Origin of the sequence: Zobellella endophytica, assembly GCF_003012775.1 — a bacterium.
In the GTDB taxonomy this organism is placed as follows: Bacteria; Pseudomonadota; Gammaproteobacteria; order Enterobacterales; family Aeromonadaceae; genus Oceanimonas; species Oceanimonas endophytica.
This window is the reverse complement of record NZ_PXYG01000007.1, coordinates 120,310-137,523: the sequence shown is the minus strand read 5'-3', so window position 1 is coordinate 137,523 and position 17,214 is coordinate 120,310. Positions and strand designations below refer to the sequence as shown.

General features: G+C 58.1%; 16 protein-coding genes. 6 read left to right on the top strand and 10 right to left on the bottom strand.

Annotation, left to right across the window (positions count from 1 at the left end):
* Positions 1-33: 33 nt before the first annotated feature.
* The 4 genes from C7H85_RS15195 (at position 34) to pntB (ending at position 5,720) form a co-directional block, all read left to right on the top strand.
* Entirely contained in the window at positions 34-1,329 is a 1,296-nt protein-coding gene (locus C7H85_RS15195) for an Nramp family divalent metal transporter (RefSeq protein ID WP_106730621.1), read from the top strand.
* 102 nt (positions 1,330-1,431) lie between these two features.
* The gene (locus tag C7H85_RS15190; RefSeq protein WP_106730543.1) at positions 1,432-2,259 is read left to right on the top strand and encodes a M90 family metallopeptidase; all 828 of its coding nucleotides are present in this window, start codon (positions 1,432-1,434) and stop codon (positions 2,257-2,259) included.
* Positions 2,260-2,812: 553 nt separating this feature from the next.
* Complete coding sequence (locus C7H85_RS15185; protein WP_106730542.1) at positions 2,813-4,339, top strand: Re/Si-specific NAD(P)(+) transhydrogenase subunit alpha; 1,527 nt, start codon at positions 2,813-2,815, stop codon at positions 4,337-4,339.
* Positions 4,340-4,343: 4 nt separating this feature from the next.
* Complete coding sequence (gene pntB / locus C7H85_RS15180; protein WP_106730541.1) at positions 4,344-5,720, top strand: Re/Si-specific NAD(P)(+) transhydrogenase subunit beta; 1,377 nt, start codon at positions 4,344-4,346, stop codon at positions 5,718-5,720.
* Positions 5,721-5,801: 81 nt separating this feature from the next.
* Here the strand turns inward: pntB and hcaR are convergent, their stop codons facing one another.
* The 10 genes from hcaR to C7H85_RS15130 form a co-directional block, all read right to left on the bottom strand.
* The gene (gene hcaR, locus C7H85_RS15175; RefSeq protein ID WP_106730540.1) at positions 5,802-6,710 is read right to left on the bottom strand and encodes a DNA-binding transcriptional regulator HcaR; all 909 of its coding nucleotides are present in this window, start codon (positions 6,708-6,710) and stop codon (positions 5,802-5,804) included.
* Between the two features lie 150 nt (positions 6,711-6,860).
* Positions 6,861-8,081 carry a 3-phenylpropionate/cinnamic acid dioxygenase ferredoxin--NAD(+) reductase subunit gene (gene hcaD / locus C7H85_RS15170; RefSeq protein WP_106730539.1) on the bottom strand — a complete coding sequence of 407 codons (1,221 nt, stop codon included), beginning with the start codon at positions 8,079-8,081 and terminating at the stop codon, positions 6,861-6,863.
* An 18-nt stretch (positions 8,082-8,099) separates the two neighbouring features.
* Complete coding sequence (gene hcaB / locus C7H85_RS15165; protein WP_106730538.1) at positions 8,100-8,909, bottom strand: 3-phenylpropionate-dihydrodiol/cinnamic acid-dihydrodiol dehydrogenase; 810 nt, start codon at positions 8,907-8,909, stop codon at positions 8,100-8,102.
* A 5-nt stretch (positions 8,910-8,914) separates the two neighbouring features.
* A complete protein-coding gene (gene hcaC, locus C7H85_RS15160; RefSeq protein WP_106730537.1) occupies positions 8,915-9,238 on the bottom strand; it encodes a 3-phenylpropionate/cinnamic acid dioxygenase ferredoxin subunit in 324 nt (107 codons plus the stop codon).
* The gene (gene hcaF, locus C7H85_RS15155; RefSeq protein ID WP_106730536.1) at positions 9,238-9,765 is read right to left on the bottom strand and encodes a 3-phenylpropionate/cinnamic acid dioxygenase subunit beta; all 528 of its coding nucleotides are present in this window, start codon (positions 9,763-9,765) and stop codon (positions 9,238-9,240) included. Before hcaF ends, hcaC begins: the two co-directional genes overlap by 1 nt.
* A complete protein-coding gene (hcaE, locus tag C7H85_RS15150) occupies positions 9,765-11,129 on the bottom strand; it encodes a 3-phenylpropionate/cinnamic acid dioxygenase subunit alpha (protein WP_106730535.1) in 1,365 nt (454 codons plus the stop codon). Before hcaE ends, hcaF begins: the two co-directional genes overlap by 1 nt.
* Positions 11,130-11,492: 363 nt before the next feature.
* The gene (locus tag C7H85_RS15145) at positions 11,493-11,864 is read right to left on the bottom strand and encodes a transposase (RefSeq protein ID WP_425445077.1); all 372 of its coding nucleotides are present in this window, start codon (positions 11,862-11,864) and stop codon (positions 11,493-11,495) included.
* 115 nt (positions 11,865-11,979) lie between these two features.
* Positions 11,980-13,023, bottom strand: coding sequence for a methionine synthase (locus C7H85_RS15140; RefSeq protein WP_106730533.1), 1,044 nt, complete (start codon positions 13,021-13,023; stop codon positions 11,980-11,982).
* Positions 13,024-13,051: 28 nt separating this feature from the next.
* Positions 13,052-14,035: a DUF1852 domain-containing protein gene (locus tag C7H85_RS15135; RefSeq protein WP_106730620.1), complete on the bottom strand. Its 984-nt coding sequence runs from the start codon at positions 14,033-14,035 to the stop codon at positions 13,052-13,054.
* Between the two features lie 556 nt (positions 14,036-14,591).
* Entirely contained in the window at positions 14,592-15,476 is an 885-nt protein-coding gene (locus C7H85_RS15130) for a LysR family transcriptional regulator (RefSeq protein ID WP_106730532.1), read from the bottom strand.
* A 727-nt stretch (positions 15,477-16,203) separates the two neighbouring features.
* Here C7H85_RS15130 and C7H85_RS15125 point away from each other — a divergent pair.
* Both C7H85_RS15125 and C7H85_RS15120 read left to right on the top strand, forming a co-directional pair.
* Positions 16,204-16,878 carry an AzlC family ABC transporter permease gene (locus C7H85_RS15125; RefSeq protein ID WP_106730531.1) on the top strand — a complete coding sequence of 225 codons (675 nt, stop codon included), beginning with the start codon at positions 16,204-16,206 and terminating at the stop codon, positions 16,876-16,878.
* Complete coding sequence (locus C7H85_RS15120) at positions 16,871-17,200, top strand: branched-chain amino acid transporter permease (RefSeq protein WP_094039295.1); 330 nt, start codon at positions 16,871-16,873, stop codon at positions 17,198-17,200. Before C7H85_RS15125 ends, C7H85_RS15120 begins: the two co-directional genes overlap by 8 nt.
* Positions 17,201-17,214 lie beyond the last annotated feature (14 nt).

The window sequence follows — 17,214 nt, the reverse complement described above, 5'->3', positions numbered from 1 at the left end:
GAACAAATCAAAGTAAAAAGGCAGGAAAACAAGATGGCAGAGTTAGTCGACGCGGCCGAAAAGGGCCCACGCAGCATAAGCCACTATATGCGGATATTGGGCCCCGGCATTCTGGGCGCCGCCGCCGCCATCGGCGGCTCCCACCTGGTGGCCTCCACCCAGGCCGGCGCCATCTACGGCTGGCAGCTGGTGGGCCTGATCATCGTCGTCAACCTGCTGAAATATCCCTTTTTCCAGATCGGCGCCCGCTACACCATGGCGGCGGACGAGACCCTGATCCAGGGCTACGACCGTATCGGCCGGGGCTATCTCTACCTTTTTACCCTCCTCAACATCTTCGCCTCCGTGGTCAGTACCGCCGGGGTGGCCATGCTGTGCGGCAGCATCCTCGGCCTCTTTATCGGCGACGACCTGAGCGTGACCCAGCTCAGCATGATCGTGCTGGCCGGCTCCCTGGTGTTCCTGATCACCGGCCACTACAAGACCCTGGACCGGGTCACCAAGTGGATCATCGTCGGCCTGGCCATCGCCACCGTCACGGCGGTGTTTATCGCCCTCAACCAGGGCGGCGTGGCCACCCCCGACTTCGTGGCGCCCAGCCCCTGGAACCTGGCGGCGGTGGGCTTTCTGGTGGCGCTGATGGGCTGGATGCCGGCGCCGATCGAGCTCTCTTCCTGGAACAGCGTGTGGCTGCGGCAAAAGAAAAAGGCCCTGGGCGATGAGCTGGATTACCGGGACGCCCTGGTCGATTTCAACGTGGGTTACGTCACCTCCACCCTGCTGGCCATCGCCTTCGTCGCCCTCGGCGCCCTGGTGCTGCACGGCAGCGGCGAGAGCCTGGCCACCTCCGGCATCGCCTTCGCCCACCAGCTGGTGGACGTGTACGCCAGCGTCATGGGCGACTGGAGCCGCTGGCTGATCGCGCTGATCGCCTTCCTGTGCATGTTCTCCACCACGGTGACGGTGCTGGACGGCTACAGCCGCGCCCTGAGTGAATGCTTCGTGCAGCTGGGCCAGCACAAGGGCAGCGGCCCCACCGGCCACGGCGCCCGTTATACCTACCCGCTGATGGTGGTGATGGGGCTGGTGGGCGCGCTGATCATCATGTTCTTCAAGGGCGCCCTGCTGGCCATGCTGGAGTTCGCCATGATCTCCGCCTTTATCAGCGCCCTGGTGTTCGCCTGGCTCAACTACCGGCTGATGAAACTGCCGCAGGTGCCGGAGCGCTACCGCCTGGGCGGCGGCATGGTGGCCCTGAGCTGGGCCGGCATCCTGTTTTTCGCCGGCTTCAACCTGCTGTTCGGCTACTGGTATCTGTGGGTGAAATAAGTCCGCCCGGCGCCCGGGCAGTTGCGTCCGGGCGCCGTTCCCTGTACTTCTATCCCCATCGAGGGTTGCGGCGTCGCACTGGCGGCGCCAGCGGGAGAGTCAATGTCGTTCTTCGCCAGGCTTAAGGGCTGGTTCGGGCAAGGGAGCGGGGAGATCGAGGCCCTTCCCTGGCGGGAGGTGCTGGCGCAGATCCCCATACTGCAAGGGCTGGGGGAGAGCGAGCAGACCCGGCTGTGCGAGCTGGGCCAGGCGCTGCTGGCGCGCAAGACCCTGACCCTGCTCGGGGTGACGTTTGGCCCGGAGGACAGGGTGGCCCTGGCGCTGCAGGCGGCGCTGCCCATCCTGTACCTCGACCTGCAATGGTACCGGGGCTTTCGCGAGATCATCGTCATCCCCGAGCCGGTGACCCGGCGGGAGTCGGTGCAGGACGAATTCGGCCTGGTGAGCGAGGTGGAAGAGGAGCACGCCGGCGAGTCCTGGCAACAGGGGCCGCTGGTGCTGGCCTGGAGCGAGCTGTGCGAGGACGGCGGCTGGGACGGCTACAACCTGGTGATCCACGAGCTGGCCCACAAGATGGACATGCTGGGCGGCGATGCCGACGGCGTGCCGCCCATGCGCCCCGGCATGGCGATGGGCAGTTGGCGCGATGCCTTCCAGGCGGCGTTCGACTCGCTCTGCCGGCGCCTGGAGCGCGACGAGGCGCCGCCCATCGATCCCTATGCCGCCACCCACCCGGCCGAGTTTCTGGCGGTGGCCTGCGAACTGTTCTTTACCCGGCCGCGCCAACTGGCGGCCGCCTATCCGGCGGTGTATCGCCAACTGGTGGCCCTGTTCGGGCAGGATCCCCTGCCGCGCCAGCCGGAAGAGCAGGGCGAAGATCACGACGGCCGGCCTCATCCGGCCGAGCGGCACCCCCCGGAGATCTTGTAGGGTCGAATTTATTCGACCAACCCCGGCATCGGTGGCGAAGGCCCATTGCAATGGACCCTCGACCCACTCCCGGCCTCGGCGCAGGGCCAGGCGCGGGCACGAGCATGATGCATCCTCGCCGGGGGCCTGGTTTCTTTTGGCTACCCGCTCGCGAGCTCTGTGATCCTGCTCGCTAAACCACCGCTTGGCCGGCGGTCGATAAGTGATACTTTAGTGATTGAAAGCCACAGCCTATTAAGGTTCGAGGAAAGATCGATTTATCTTTTTCCTTGGGAGCCAGTATAGTGCTCGACGTGCTGTTTCTTTCTTACGTTATATCCCCGTGAATATGCGCCTTCTGGCGGGTATCGTCGGTGTTTCGACGTTAATAATGTTAAAAGATATAAAAACGTCGTTTTGATATACGTGAATGGCCTAGCACTGTTGTAAAAGAACGTAATCAGGCTGGAGCAACAAAGGCAAGGCTGCCTGGCAGTTGAAGGAACAGCTTGCCCGAAACCGGACGCGCCTCGTCGGTATCCGGTGCGATATCAACATTAATCAGGGAATTATTATGTTAATTGGAATTCCAAGGGAAACGCTTAGCGGCGAGACTCGGGTGGCGGCGACCCCCAAGTCGGTCGAACAGCTGCGTAAACTCGGTTTTGACGTGTGCATCGAGCAGGGTGCAGGCATCAAGGCCAGCTTCGAGGATGCGGCCTATGAAGCGGCCGGCGCCTCGCTGGTGGGCGCCGATCAAATCTGGCAATCCGCCATCATCTACAAGGTCAACGCCCCCACCGCCGAAGAAATCGAGCGGCTGCAGGCCGGCACCACCCTGGTCAGCTTTATCTGGCCGGCGCAAAACCCCGAGCTGGTGGAACAACTCAAGGCCAAGGGCGTGACCGTGATGGCCATGGACATGGTGCCGCGTATTTCCCGCGCCCAGTCCCTGGATGCCTTGTCTTCCATGGCCAACATCGCCGGCTACCGTGCCGTGGTGGAAGCCGCCCATGAATTCGGCCGCTTCTTCACCGGCCAGATCACCGCCGCCGGCAAGGTGCCGCCCGCCAAGGTGCTGGTGATCGGTGCCGGCGTGGCCGGCCTGGCCGCCATCGGTGCCGCCGGCTCCCTCGGCGCCATCGTCCGCGCCTTCGACACCCGCCCCGAGGTAAAAGAACAGATCAACTCCATGGGTGCCGAGTTCCTCGAACTCGACTATGAAGAAGAAGCCGATTCTTCCGACGGTTACGCCAAGGAGATGAGCAAGGCCTTCATCGATGCCGAAATGGCGCTGTTCATGCAGCAAGCCAAGGAAGTCGACATCATCATCACCACGGCGCTTATCCCCGGCAAGCCGGCGCCAAAGCTTATCACCGCCGAAATGGTGGCGGCCATGAACCCAGGCTCGGTGATCGTGGATCTGGCGGCGCAAAACGGCGGCAACTGCGAGCTGACCAAGCCTGGCGAGCTGTTCGTGTCCGACAACGGCGTCAAGATCATCGGCTACACCGACCTCAACGGCCGGCTGCCGACCCAGTCCTCCACCCTGTACTCCACCAACCTGGTCAACCTGGCCAAGCTGCTGTGCAAGGAGAAGGACGGCAACATCGACGTCGACTTCGAGGACGTGGTGCTGCGCAACATGACGGTGGTGAAGGACGGTGAAGTCACCTTCCCGCCGCCCGCCATCAGCGTCTCCGCCGCACCCAAGGCCAAGGCCGCGGCCAAGCCGGCCGCCGAGCCCCACGCCAAGCAGCCGAGCAACCTCAAGTACTATCTGGGCGGCGTCGGCGTGCTGCTGTTCGCCTGGCTGTCGGCGGTGGCGCCGGCCGAGTTCCTGTCCCACTTCACCGTGTTCGTACTGGCCTGCATCGTGGGTTACTACGTGATCTGGAACGTGTCCCACTCCCTGCATACCCCGCTGATGTCGGTCACCAACGCCATTTCCGGGATTATCGTGGTGGGGGCCCTGTCCCAGGTGGGAGCCGGTGGCTTTGTCACCTTCCTCGCCTTTGTGGCGGTACTGATCGCCTCAATCAACGTGTTTGGCGGTTTCACCGTTACACACCGTATGCTTAAGATGTTTAGAAAGGGCTAATGGAATGTCACAAGGACTTGTAACTGCGTCTTATATTATCGCCGCCGTGCTCTTTATTCTGAGTCTGGCGGGTCTGTCCAAGCAGGAATCGGCCAAGGCCGGTAACTGGTTCGGCGTGGCGGGCATGACCATCGCCCTGCTGGCCACCATCTTCAACCCCGAGGTCACCGGCCTGGGCTGGATCGTCGTGGCCATGGCCATCGGTGCCGCCATCGGTATCCGCTTCGCACTGAAAGTGGAAATGACCGAAATGCCGGAACTGATCGCCATACTGCACAGCTTCGTCGGCCTGGCGGCGGTGTTCGTGGGTTATAACACCTACATCGATCACGGTGACATGTCCGGCGCCATGCTGAACATTCACAACACCGAAGTCTTCCTCGGTGTGTTTATCGGTGCCGTCACCTTCACCGGCTCCATCGTGGCGTTCTGCAAGCTGCGCGGCCTGGTATCGTCCAAGCCGCTGATGCTGCCGCATCGCCACAAGCTGAACCTGCTGGCGGTGGTGGTGTCCGCCCTGCTGCTGATCTGGTTCGTGCAGGTGGAAGGCTCCAGCTTCGCCCTGCTGGTGATGACCCTGATCGCCCTGGCCTTCGGCTGGCACCTGGTGGCCAGCATCGGCGGCGCCGACATGCCGGTGGTGATCTCCATGCTCAACTCCTACTCCGGCTGGGCGGCGGCGGCGGCGGGCTTTATGCTCTCCAACGACCTGCTGATCGTCGTCGGCGCCCTGGTGGGCTCCTCCGGTGCCATCCTGTCCTACATCATGTGCCGGGCCATGAACCGCTCCTTCGTTTCCGTTATCGCCGGCGGCTTCGGCTCCGACGGTGCCGTGAGCAGCGGTGAAGAGGAAGACGGCGAGTACACCGAGGTGAACGGCGAGGACGTGGCCGAAATGCTGAAGAACTCCAGCTCGGTGATCATCACCCCCGGATACGGCATGGCGGTGGCCCAGGCCCAGTACCCGGTGGCGGATCTGGTGTCCAAGCTGCGCGCGGCCGGCGTCAAGGTGCGCTTCGGCATCCACCCGGTGGCGGGTCGTCTGCCCGGCCACATGAACGTGCTGCTGGCGGAAGCCAAGGTGCCTTACGACATCGTGCTGGAAATGGACGAGATCAACGACGACTTCGACGACACCGACACCGTACTGGTGATCGGCGCCAACGACACCGTCAACCCCTCGGCGGCAGAAGATCCGGCCAGCCCCATCGCCGGCATGCCGGTGCTGGAAGTGTGGAAGGCCCAGCAGGTAGTGGTGTTCAAGCGTTCCATGAACACCGGCTACGCCGGGGTGCAGAACCCGCTGTTCTTCCGCGAAAACAGCGTCATGCTGTTCGGCGACGCCAAGGACAGCGTGGACAATATCCTGAAAGCGCTGTAATTCGTTTCAGCTTGTCCACCATGAAAAAGGGAGCTTCGGCTCCCTTTTTGTATTAGGTCATCGGGAGTATGACGGGATGTATTATCCCGTGTCGGAATATTGTCCGCCTTTGAAGGACAGTTTCTTCAGGTGCCCGATAAAGGTGGCGAGGATGGGGGAGCCGTTGTCCTTGCGGTAGTTGGCATAGAGGCCGATCAACGGCAGCTCGGGCTGCAGTGGCCTGAGCACGACATTTTCCTGCCCGATAGGGGTGATGTAGGTGGGGAGTATGCTGCAGCCCATGCCGATATTGACCAGGTTGATGTTCAGCAGGATATTGTCGGCCTGCTGCACGATATTGAGCTGGATATGGTTCTGTTCTGCGAACGCCAGGATCAGGTTGTACAGGGGCAGGGATTCCGACGGATTGACGATGATGAAGTCCTGCTGGTCGAGCATCCTGACCGGCACCACCTCGTAGTCGGCCAGGGGATGGTTCTTCGGGATCAGGAACTTCAGGGGCTCTTTCAGGATCAGGAAGCTGTCGATTTCCTCATCCTGCACATTGTCGCGGGTAAAGGTGATATCCAGTTCGCCGTTGCGCAGCCGTTCAATCTGCTGCTGGTTGTTCAGGCTTTTCAGCTCCACGCTCAGATCGGGGTAGTGAATACGAAAAGCCGGCAGTATATGGGGGAAGACGTTCATTTCGGCGACGGGAACGAAGCCGATGGCAAGGCGGAATGCCCTGGCCTGGGCGACCTGGCGGGTGATGGACACCGCCTTTTCCGCCTGGGCCAGGGTCAGTCGGGTTTCCCGGAGAAAGACCTCTCCTTCTTCCGTCAGCTCCACCTTGCGTTTGGTTCTGTTGAAGAGCCTGACGCCGAGTTCGGTTTCGAGATCCTTGATCTGCTGGCTCAGGGAGGGTTGGGACGTATAGAGCCGGTTGGCTGCCTTGCTGAAGCTCAGTTCCTCGGCCACGGTTACAAAGTAGCGCAAATGCCGTAACTCCATGGAATACTCCTTCTGGCAGTACGTTCAGGGAAATTTATTGCTGTTGATCATAGGATGGTTTCGCCTGCATCGGGCCACCATGGTACGCGGCCCGCGCCTTGACTCACAAGCCCCTAAGGAGCAGGCCGAAGGGGGTCAAGGTTCAACGATTCAGACTATTTTGCGCAGATCCCGGCTGGTATCCAGGTGAGTTTCTGGCTGGAAACACACCCGGTTGTCCACCATTTTTTTCAGGTTTCTCATTTCCCGGGGTTGGTTTACGGTGATGCCGGCCACCACGGTGCCGTCGCTCACACCGAGCAGAGAGAAGGCCGAGTTGGTGTCGGGGCCCGCCATGTCGCCGCGCACATGCCACTGCGCCGCCGCCATGTCGCCGACAAACTGGACGTTGATGCCGAGCTGATCGGTCCAGAACCAGGGCGCCCTGGCGGCCGGCGGCTCCAGCGCCAACACATGGCGGGCGAAAATGGCGGCCTGGTTGTTGGCGTTTTCCCAGGTTTCGATACGCCGAGGGCGGTCCGCGCCGTTGCGCCGGGCGGCGACATCGCCCGCGGCATAGATATCCGGGTGCGAGCTCTGGCAGTGTTTGTCGATCAGGATGGCGCCATCGACCTCCAGCCCCGCTGTGGTTGCCAGCTGCACATTGGGGACGATGCCGATGCCGTACACAACGGCGTCCGCCACCAGGGTCTGGTCATCCTGCAGGGAAAGATGGATCTCCTCGCCCTGCCACTCGGCACGGGTTACCCCGGTGGCCAGGCGGATATCGATCCCCTGGGCCCGGTGTCGCCCGACCAAATACTCACCCAGAGCGGCGGGCGCACAGCGCTTCATTACCATGGACTCCTGCTCGAGCACCGTTACCCGGCAGCCCTTGGCGCTGGCGCTGGAAGCCAGCTCGAGCCCGATCACGCCGCCGCCGACCAGAACGATCCTTTTTTCGGCCGTGAACACGGTAACCAGCTTCCTGGCATCTTCCAGGTTGCGCAGGGTATAAACCTGTTTTTCCAGGCGGTCCAACATGGGCAGGCGGCGCGGTGCGCCACCGGTGGCGATCAGCAGTTTGTCGTAGCCGATGGTCTCGCCGTTTTCCAGCTCGATCAGGTGCGCCTCGGGGTCGATGCGTTCGGCGCCATTGCCGGTAATCACGGTCACCTTCAGCGCTTCCAGCTTTTCCGCCGACAGTATTTCGACCCGGGCGGACCCCGGGGTCAGAATGACCTCCTTGGACAGGGGCGGGCGCTCATAGGGCAAATGGGGTTCGTCCCCGATCAGGGTGAGGTTCCCTTCATAGCCATGAGCGCGCAGTTCCAGGATGGCGTTGGCACCCGCCTGGCCGGCACCGATGATGACGATGTGTGACAGACTCATTTTCTTATCCCTTCCACCTTAAAACAGCCCCGCATTGGGCTGGCGCAAGCCCCGTATGCCCAGGCCGCAGTCCGCATTGATAAACACCCCCGTCAGGGTGCGGTTATTCTGCCGTGAGGCCAGCAGGACGTAAGGGCCGGTCATGTCCTCGGGTTCGGGCAGGAACTTCAGGGGCATGCCGCCCGCGATTTTTTCCGGATCCCGGGCGTCGAGCAGCCCGAGCTGGTCCTGGCCCAGGGCGGCGGCGCCGGGAATGTTGGTTCTCATGCCCGAAGGGGCCACGGCGTTGACCCTCACCCTGGGTGCCAGCTCATAAGCCAGCTCCCTGACCAGGCCCACGCCAGCGTGCTTGCTCAGGGTATAGATGGGACCGCCTCCCGCCGGATAGAAGGACGCGTTCGACAGGGTGAAGATCATGGCGCCTTCGGTTTTTATCAGTTCATCCACCGCAGCCTTGGCCCCGAGCAGGTAGCCCTTGGTATTGACCGACACTATTTCGTCAAACGCCTGCTCGAGATCGTCGCCGGACAGGCTCAGGATGTCGGCGCCGTGATCCCAGATACCCGCGTTGCCGACAAAGCAGTCAAGCTTGCCGAAACGGGCCACGGTGGCTTCCACCGCGCGCAGATTGTCGTTGTAACTGGTGACGTCGCCGGTCACCGCCACGATTCGGTCGCCGTATCGTTCGGCCAACGCCTTCACCCTGTCCTCGGCCCGCTCCAGTACCCCGATGCGTGCGCCTTCCCGGATAAAACGGTCGATCAGCGCCCGTCCCAGTCCCGAGCCGCCCCCGGTGATAATAATCACTTCTCCTTCCAGCCAGCCCATGGTCGTTACCCCGCCATGTCTACGTAGAGGGCATCGTCTTCGATCACCACCGGAAAGGTCTGGATCGGATCCGTTGCCGGCATGCACATCGCCTTGCCGGATTTCAGGCAGAAGCGGGCCGCATGAAGAGGGCACTCCACGGTGCCGTCGTCTTCCAGGTAGCCTTCGGACATGGAGGCATTGCCATGGCTGCAACGGTCATTCATGGCGAAGAAGTTGCCTTGGGAATTAAACACGGCCAGGGCATCGATCCCGTTGACGCCGCAGTCCACTTTCAGTGCTTCGCCTTCTTCCAGCTCGTCGATGTTGCAAACAAATATCTTGTTCATCAGAAAAGTACGCTCAGGTTGTGAGAGGTATAGGTGGCCTGGTCCAGCGTGATTTCACGCCGGCAGATCTTCCAGCCCGGCTCCGTATCGGCCTTGCGCACCCGGTCCGCGCGCTTGCCGACATAGATGGTGATGTCCTTTTCCTTTTGCGAGCGGTACAGCAGGTAATTGGTGTAAACGCCGTATTCACCCGCTATATCCGTCGGCTCCACCCGGATATTGGTGATCAGGTGGCGGGTGCGTGAGGGCGGCTCTTCGGCCCAGGCCATGCCCGTTTCCAGGCGGGCGATACGGCGCTCCAGCAGGTGCTTGTCATCGTTGAACACCCAGGTGGACGGCGGCTGCACGCTGCGTCGGCGGTCGCGGGTCTGGGCATTGACGTTGGTGCGCAGGGTATAGCTGATGTCCTCGTCCAGCAGGTCCAGCCAGTCGCGGAAGTGCCAGTCATCGAGCAGTTGCGCCTCGACATACATGAATTGCGAGATCTCATGGTAAAGCTCGAGGTTTACGGGGATTAAGCGACTCATCACACCAGCTCCTTTTCAAACTGCTCGGTTGCCTTTTCGACGTCTGCCCATTTTTCATGCATCAGCAGGTCGGCCCAGCGGCGGTACATGGCGCGGGCGGCGGTTTCGGAGAAGATATAGTTGGTGATGCCGGGAATGCCGTCTTCACGAACCTTCTCGTTGCCCAACCCCATTTCGACGATAAGCTTGCTCTGGCGGGCCTTGTAGCCGCGCAGTACCTTCTGGATTTCCACCCAGTTTTCCGAGTCGTCCTGCTCCAGGAAGCCGGCCGGGCCGAAGGCGCGGGTCGCCGAGCGTTCGAAGGCTTCCTTCACCTCCTGGGGGGCGTCCTTGTCACAAATGCAGAAGGCCCACACTTCGGTCTTGTTCGGCCCCCGCGGGTGCCAGATGCGCAGGGTGGCGGTGCCATTCAGCCAGGACAGGGTCGGGAACATGGTGTTATGCCCGGCCAGGCGCAGGGCGCGCACCTCACCCAGGCGTTCCTTCGCTTCCTGGTAGGTGTCGCGGAAATATTGGGCCACTTCCCCGTCCACCCAGACGTTGGCATCCGGCTTTTCGGTGAAGAAGAAGCCGGAACCGTGGCCCCGCTGGCCGTACTGGATGGCGTCTTTTGCGGTTTCCCACACCGGGCGGGCGGTCTGGGCCGCGCCCAGCTTCTTGGAACCTTCGTCATCGGGCTGGGCGCCCAGCACCTGGATGGCGGAAGCGTGGGAGAACAGGGCGTGGTATTGATCGGAGGCGAACTGTTCGGCCGCAAACTTCCAGTTGCACTCGATTTCCCATTTATGGACGCCGCCGATGATCTCGGTGCCGCCTTCCCGGCGATCCAGCACACCATCCAGATACCAGGCGATGTCGCCCATGTATTCCTCGAGGGCAGGCGTCTCGTCGCTCCAGCAGCCGAAGATAAGCCCCTTGTAGCTGGCGACACGGTTTACTTCCAGCAGGCCCCATTGTTCCTTGCAGGCGCCCTGGGGATAGACCCGATCCTCCAGCGGAATGTCTTTCAGGGCGCCATCCACCCCGTAGGACCAGCCGTGATAGGGGCAGGTAAAGGCGCGGGTGTTGCCGGAGTCCGCATGGCATACCCGCATGGAGCGGTGACGGCACTGGTTGAGCAAGGCCTTGATGCTGCCGTCCTTCTGCCGGGTGACGATAACGGGATCCTCGCCCATGTAGGTGTTGAAGAAGTCGCCGGCCTTGGGGATCTGGCTCTCGTGGCACAGGAACAGCCAGCAGCGACCGAAGAGTCGTTCCAGCTCCAGTTCGTAGAGTTCTGGATCGGTGAAAATCAGCGGTGTGATGCGTCCGTTCCTGGCATCCACCAGGGCGTCGATTTTGTCTGCATCAAATTTTCCATTCATGGTGATTCTCCTTTGGTCGCCCGCATGGCAAAAAACAGGAAGTCGATAATTTGTGCAGATATTGGTTTTTTGTAACCGGTTAGTGAAATATTTATTTTCTTTCTATTAATAGGTTTTACGTCTTAGTCGTCGGGGGGAGGGGCAAGGCGAACGGCTGGATCAAGCTGGCCGCCGACAAGGACAACGGGGATTACTTTCGTCATCCTCGTTACAGAGGGACATTCGGTTCAATAGGTTGTGGATCTCCGCCTGGGCGAAGATCCAAGTATGAAATAACGAGGCGGCCGGGAGGCGTCCGTGAACAACGGATGATGAGCGGGTCGACTTATCCCTCCCACACTAAGCTCCAGTTTGTCGAGTTCATTAATCTGGTGGCGGTACATATCCGGTCTCTCGGTGCCTTCGTAGATTCAGCCCGATGACATCGATAACCAGGGGAGTGACAGCACCTTTGTTGGGCAAACGGTATTGCACGTTTACGGTCCGGGCGCGCTGGCAGATGCAGCTGTATCCCGGCGAAGTCAGGGGTATGTCCATCAGTTGAAAAATGGAGTTGATAAACCGCTTCCAGCGGCCGCAGTGGCAGGCCAAAGAAGTCCTTGAGCGCGAGGACGGTTTCGATGGCGACGTCACTATCGTAAAAGCCGCGTCCCCGGCGTCCATGTGCTGATGGCAGTACCACTGCCGGATAGCCTCTTCATCCATCCAGAAGGTCAGTGAACCACGATTGACCAAGGTCCGGTTGTACTGCCGCCAGTTGCTGATGTTGTGCCGCGATTTGCCTATCTGTCTGCACCTGAGTCCGTTCGTCAGCTGATCAGATCATGGCTGAGACAGATAGTTCACTGATTTAGGAAACAACGCCCTGGGCCGAGAGTTCTCTTCGGAGGATTTCTGCACCTGCACTTAAGGCATTTAGCTTGGCTCTTGCTACTCGACGAGATAAGGGGGCCATGCCGCAGTTGGTACAAGGGTAGAGCTTGTCGGCATCTACAAACTCAAGTGCTTTTCGTAGGGTATTGGCGACTTCCTCTGGCGTCTCGATGGTATTGGTTGCAACATCAATGGCCCCGACCATCACCTTTTTACCTCGAATGAGTTCAAGCAGCTCGATTGGGACACGAGAGTTGTGACATTCTAATGAGATAATATCGATATTAGATCTTTGCAGTTTGGGGAACACTTCTTCATATTGTCTCCACTCGGAACCTAACGTCTTTTTCCAGTCCGTATTGGCTTTGATGCCATAGCCATAGCAAATATGTACGGCCGTTTCACATTTAAGTCCTTCAATTGCTCTTTCTAAAGCAGCAATCCCCCAATCATTTACCTCATCAAAAAACACATTAAATGCAGGCTCATCAAATTGGATAATGTCAACGCCAGCCGCTTCTAATTCTTTGGCTTCTTGATTGAGTATCTTGGCGAATTCCCAGGCCAGCTTTTCGCGACTTTTATAATGGTCATCATAAAGCGTATCTATCATGGTCATGGGGCCTGGCAGGGCCCATTTGATAGGTTGCCTGGTTTGCTGACGTAAAAACTTGGCATCTTCAACAAAAACTGGCTGCTGGCGACTGACTGCCCCAACGACCGTCGGTACACTCGCATCATAGCGATCACGAATTTTAACGGTCTTACGTTTCTCAAAATCAACACCGCTAAGGTGCTCAATAAACGTAGTCACAAAATGCTGGCGCGTTTGCTCGCCATCACTGACAATATCAATGCCAGCTTGTTGCTGCTCTTGCAACGACACACGTAACGCATCGTGTTTTCCATCAATTAATTCCTCTTCCTGCAATTTCCAGGGTGACCAAAGTGTCTCAGGTTGTGCAAGCCAGGAAGGTTTGGGTAAACTGCCCGCAGTTGAAGTGGGTAATAATCTTTTCATAAAGAGTACCGTTTTATATTGTCGTTAATTATAAGGCGTAATTGGCAGACCATTGCTCAAGAATGGATTGGTATGGCTTGATGAAATTCTCCTCAGCAAGTTTTCCCTGCTTGATAGCTAACTGGCTACGTTCTTCTCGATCATAAACAATCTGAGTTAATGAGTGGTCCAGGTTCTTCAGGTTTGGTTTATAGCATTTTCCTGCTGCCGCGTTAGCATTATAAATTTCAGGTCGGTAAATCTTTTGAAAAGTTTCCATCGTGCTGATGGTGCTGATAAGTTCAAGGTTGCTGTAATCATTAAGCAAATCATCAAAGAAGTAAAAGGCCAGAGGGGCAACGCTATTTGGCGGCATAAAATAACGAACCTTCAATCCCATCTTCTTGAAGTATTGCTCAGTCAAGGATGATTCATTGGGCAGGTACTCAACACCTAATATTGGGTGATGGTTCTCAGTTTGATGATAAGTCTTGTTATCGGAAACACTGAGGCATATCACAGGCAGTTTAGTAAAGTTCTGCTTGTAGGCATCGGAATTCACAAAACATTTAAAAAGTTTGCCGTGCAGATCGCCAAAGTTTTCCGGGATACTGAAACCCGGCTTATCCTTGTTATGCTCCAACAGCAGCACACTGAAGTCATAATCCCGCACGTACGAGGAAAAATTATTCCCTACAATGCCTTCAATACGTTTGTTGGTTTTGTGATCAACGATATTCGTTTTCAATATTTCGATAGTAGGAAAACTTTGACCATTGCCTTCGTTATCAATATCCATATCAACGGAAATGATTTCAAGTTCAACTGAATAACGATCTGCTTTCGGATTATCCCAGTTAGCCAAGGAATTAAATTGATTGTCAATCATCGTTAAGGCGTTACGCAAATTTTCCTGGCGGCTCTCCCCTCTGGCCAGGTTAGCAAAGTTGGTGGTAATACGCGTACTGTCAGAGGGCTGATAGTTTTCATCGAAAGCAATGCTGTTGATGGTAAATTTAAATTCGTTATTCATAATGTCCTGATACCCCATTTCCCGCACTAAAATCTGAATCTGTTTGTTGCTCTTTCTGGGCTTGATGATGGTCTGTTATCTAGAAGTCCAGATGTCTAGAGCTAAGCGTGGCTATGTTATACAGGGGACATTACATGAGCAAAAATGATTTTATCTCATAAACACATGCAATTTTTTCATGATTAGTGGCAAGCCTGCGCCCACAAGAGCAAGCGGTATGCCGGGTTCACGGGGCGCAGCTGCTTCGAGCAACGCCGGCGATGCCTGTAAACGTTGGGTTAGCTGCGTGTGCAACGAGCAGGACACAACCGCCTGTGACTGATGTTGGAACACTTGGCAGGGGCGGCAGCTGTATGATTTAAATAACTGATCCTAATGGTGCTACATCGGCCGGGCACCGCACACAGACACGCCGTGAACCCATCCCTGGAGGCTCCGCCGCGCCATCCCTGGCGCAGAGGGTCTGCTTAGCAGTACCCGCCCGCTGTCTTGATTGATCTACTATTCGGAACAGCTATTTAACAGATGAGGGAGTTTGAATGAAAAAGCAGCGTGATCATCTGACCTGCTGAGCCTGAGCAATGAAATCACTCAGGTAATTAATCTGTTCTTCGCCTTTTCGTATTCCCAAAAAGATTTGTTTTCTAATCCCATGTTGACCGAACCGGAGGCTTTTAATGACCATTGTTTTGGCGAATTCATCCACTAACCAACCAGGCAATGCACAGACGCCTCTGCCTGCTGCCACCATTTGCAACATGATTTCCGTCGTTTCGATTGTCTTGTGTTTTTTGACCGTGCATTTTGCGGGATTTAAAAACTGACTGTAAACATCCAGCCGCTCAGGCTCTACCGGGTAGCTAAATAATACTTCTTCACTCAGCTGTTCAGGCATGATCGAGTCTTGCATGGCAAGGCGGTGAGCTGCCGAAACGACGAGTCTATGTTCATAGTCAAATACCGGTATAAACGTCAAATTAGGTTTATACAAGGGATCAGGTGTGACGAGGATATCGATCTCGTAGCTATGCAGGGCACCCAGACCACCGAACTGAAATTCCTGCTTCACGTCAATGTCAACGCTTGGCCACTTTTCAAGATAAGGTTCAATCACTTTTAACAGCCATTGATAGCAAGGGTGGCATTCCATGCCGATGCGAAGTGAACCCATTTCGCCTGTCGCTATCTGATGCAATAGCAGTTCAGTGTGTTTAAATTGCGGCAATACCCGATTGGCAAGAGTCAGAATTCGTTCACCCGCATCGGTAAGGCGCAAGTTTCTCCCTTCTTTTTGCCAAACGGGTGTTTTGATCTGGCCTTCTAATTTTTTGATGCTGTGACTCAATGCAGACTGGGATAAATTTAACGATTCAGCCGCCTGGGTTAAGGTTCCTTGCTCTTTTATGGCTGCCAGTACTTCAAGGTGAAACCGCTCCAACATCACTTAACTCCGGTCTTTAGCACTTAACCTTATGAATATAATTCATGATTTATTGAAAATATACCATTATTTTCATTGTTTAAATAACTGTTCCGAATGGTAGATCACTGCCGACAGCGACCGGGGCTGCTAAGCAGACCCTTCGCGCCAGGGATGGCGCGGCGGAGCCCCCAGGGATGGGTTCACGGCGTGTCTGCGTGCGGGACCCGGCCGATGTAGCACTATTAGGATCGGTTATTTAAATGCTGCCAATGCACGCCAGGATGTCTGGCCATCTGGATGCATCGGTGATGCAAGCTGATCAGCAATCGGGTAATGCCCTGCAATTCCGCTTCATGGGCGGCCATCTGGCGGCTGGTGGCCAGGGGTTGCCCGGCCCAGCTCGCCGGCGCCGTGGCCAGCCCACTTCAGCAGTCTGTGCCGCCCACCCGCAGGGCGATAAAGGAAAAGAACAACAGGGTGTCCGTCAGCCGCTCCTGGCCGTCGGTCATGGGTGGCGCGGGCGAAAGGCGGCCCGCCACCAGCGCACGGGGCTCGGCTCCGCCATGTCTTCATACCGGTCAGGGTCGGGTTATGTGGTTGTTGCGCCGAATAAAAGTCCGTTTGCTCAAAGCATGTTCCGTTTGGCGCCTGCCGGAAAATCGCCTGCCTGGCGGCGTTAATACCTTGCTAATGCAGGGTGAATCCCTTAATTTTTAATGTTTTATAAGGTATCGGGGCGAAAATCATGGATACGTGGCGCGGCGTGGTGCCGCTTACCCTGCCGGTGATGATGGGCTATTTGCCATTGGGGGCGGTATTCGGGGTGCTGTGGGTGGATGCGGGCCTGAGCTGGTACTGGGCGCCGCTGATGAGCGTGCTGGTCTATGCGGGCGCCCTGCAATACCTGGCGGTGGGCATGCTGGCGGCGGGCATCGGCTGGATCGATCTGGCGGTGGCGGCGCTGCTGGTGAATTTCCGCCACCTGTTCTACGGCCTGTCGCTCTATCACCTGTTGCCCAAGGGCGCCCTCGGCCGCCAGTACTTTATCTTCGGCATCACCGACGAAACCTATTCCCTGCTCAGCGCCTCCGGCCAGGTGAAGGACAGCAAGACCGCCCTGCTGGTAACGCTGTTCAACCAGGGCTACTGGGTGCTGGGCACCCTGGCGGGCATACTGCTGGCACGGGGCCTGCCCCCCGGCCTGCAGGGGCTGGACTTCGCCCTCACCGCCCTGTTCACCGTGCTGGCGGTGGAGCAGATCCGCGCCAAAAAGGACTGGGGCGCCGTGGCCCTGGGGCTGTTGGCCGCGGCCGTGGCCGGCATCTGGGTCAGTGATTACTTCCTGCTGGCGGCCTCGCTGATGCTGGTGCTGGTGTTGCTGGCCTGGCCCGAATCCAGGCGGGAGGTGGCCCATGTCTGAACTCGACTACCTGCTGGCGGCGCTGATCATGGGGGCGGTCACCTTCGGCCTGCGCGCCTTCCCCTTCGTGGCGCGGGGGGTTATCGCCCACCACAGGCGCATCCAGGTGCTGGGCCGGCGGCTGCCGGTGGCCATGATGGTGCTGCTCACCCTCTATGCCATGGGGGTGCACCAGTGGAGCGCGCCCGCCGACGGCAGCCATCAGCTGCTTGCGGTGGCGGTGGTGGCGGCGCTGCAGCTGTGGCGCCGGCAGGCGCTGCTCAGCATCCTCGCCGGCACCTTGGTCTACATGGCGCTGATGAACGGCTGGCTGGGGCTCTGATCCCGGCCGGCTTT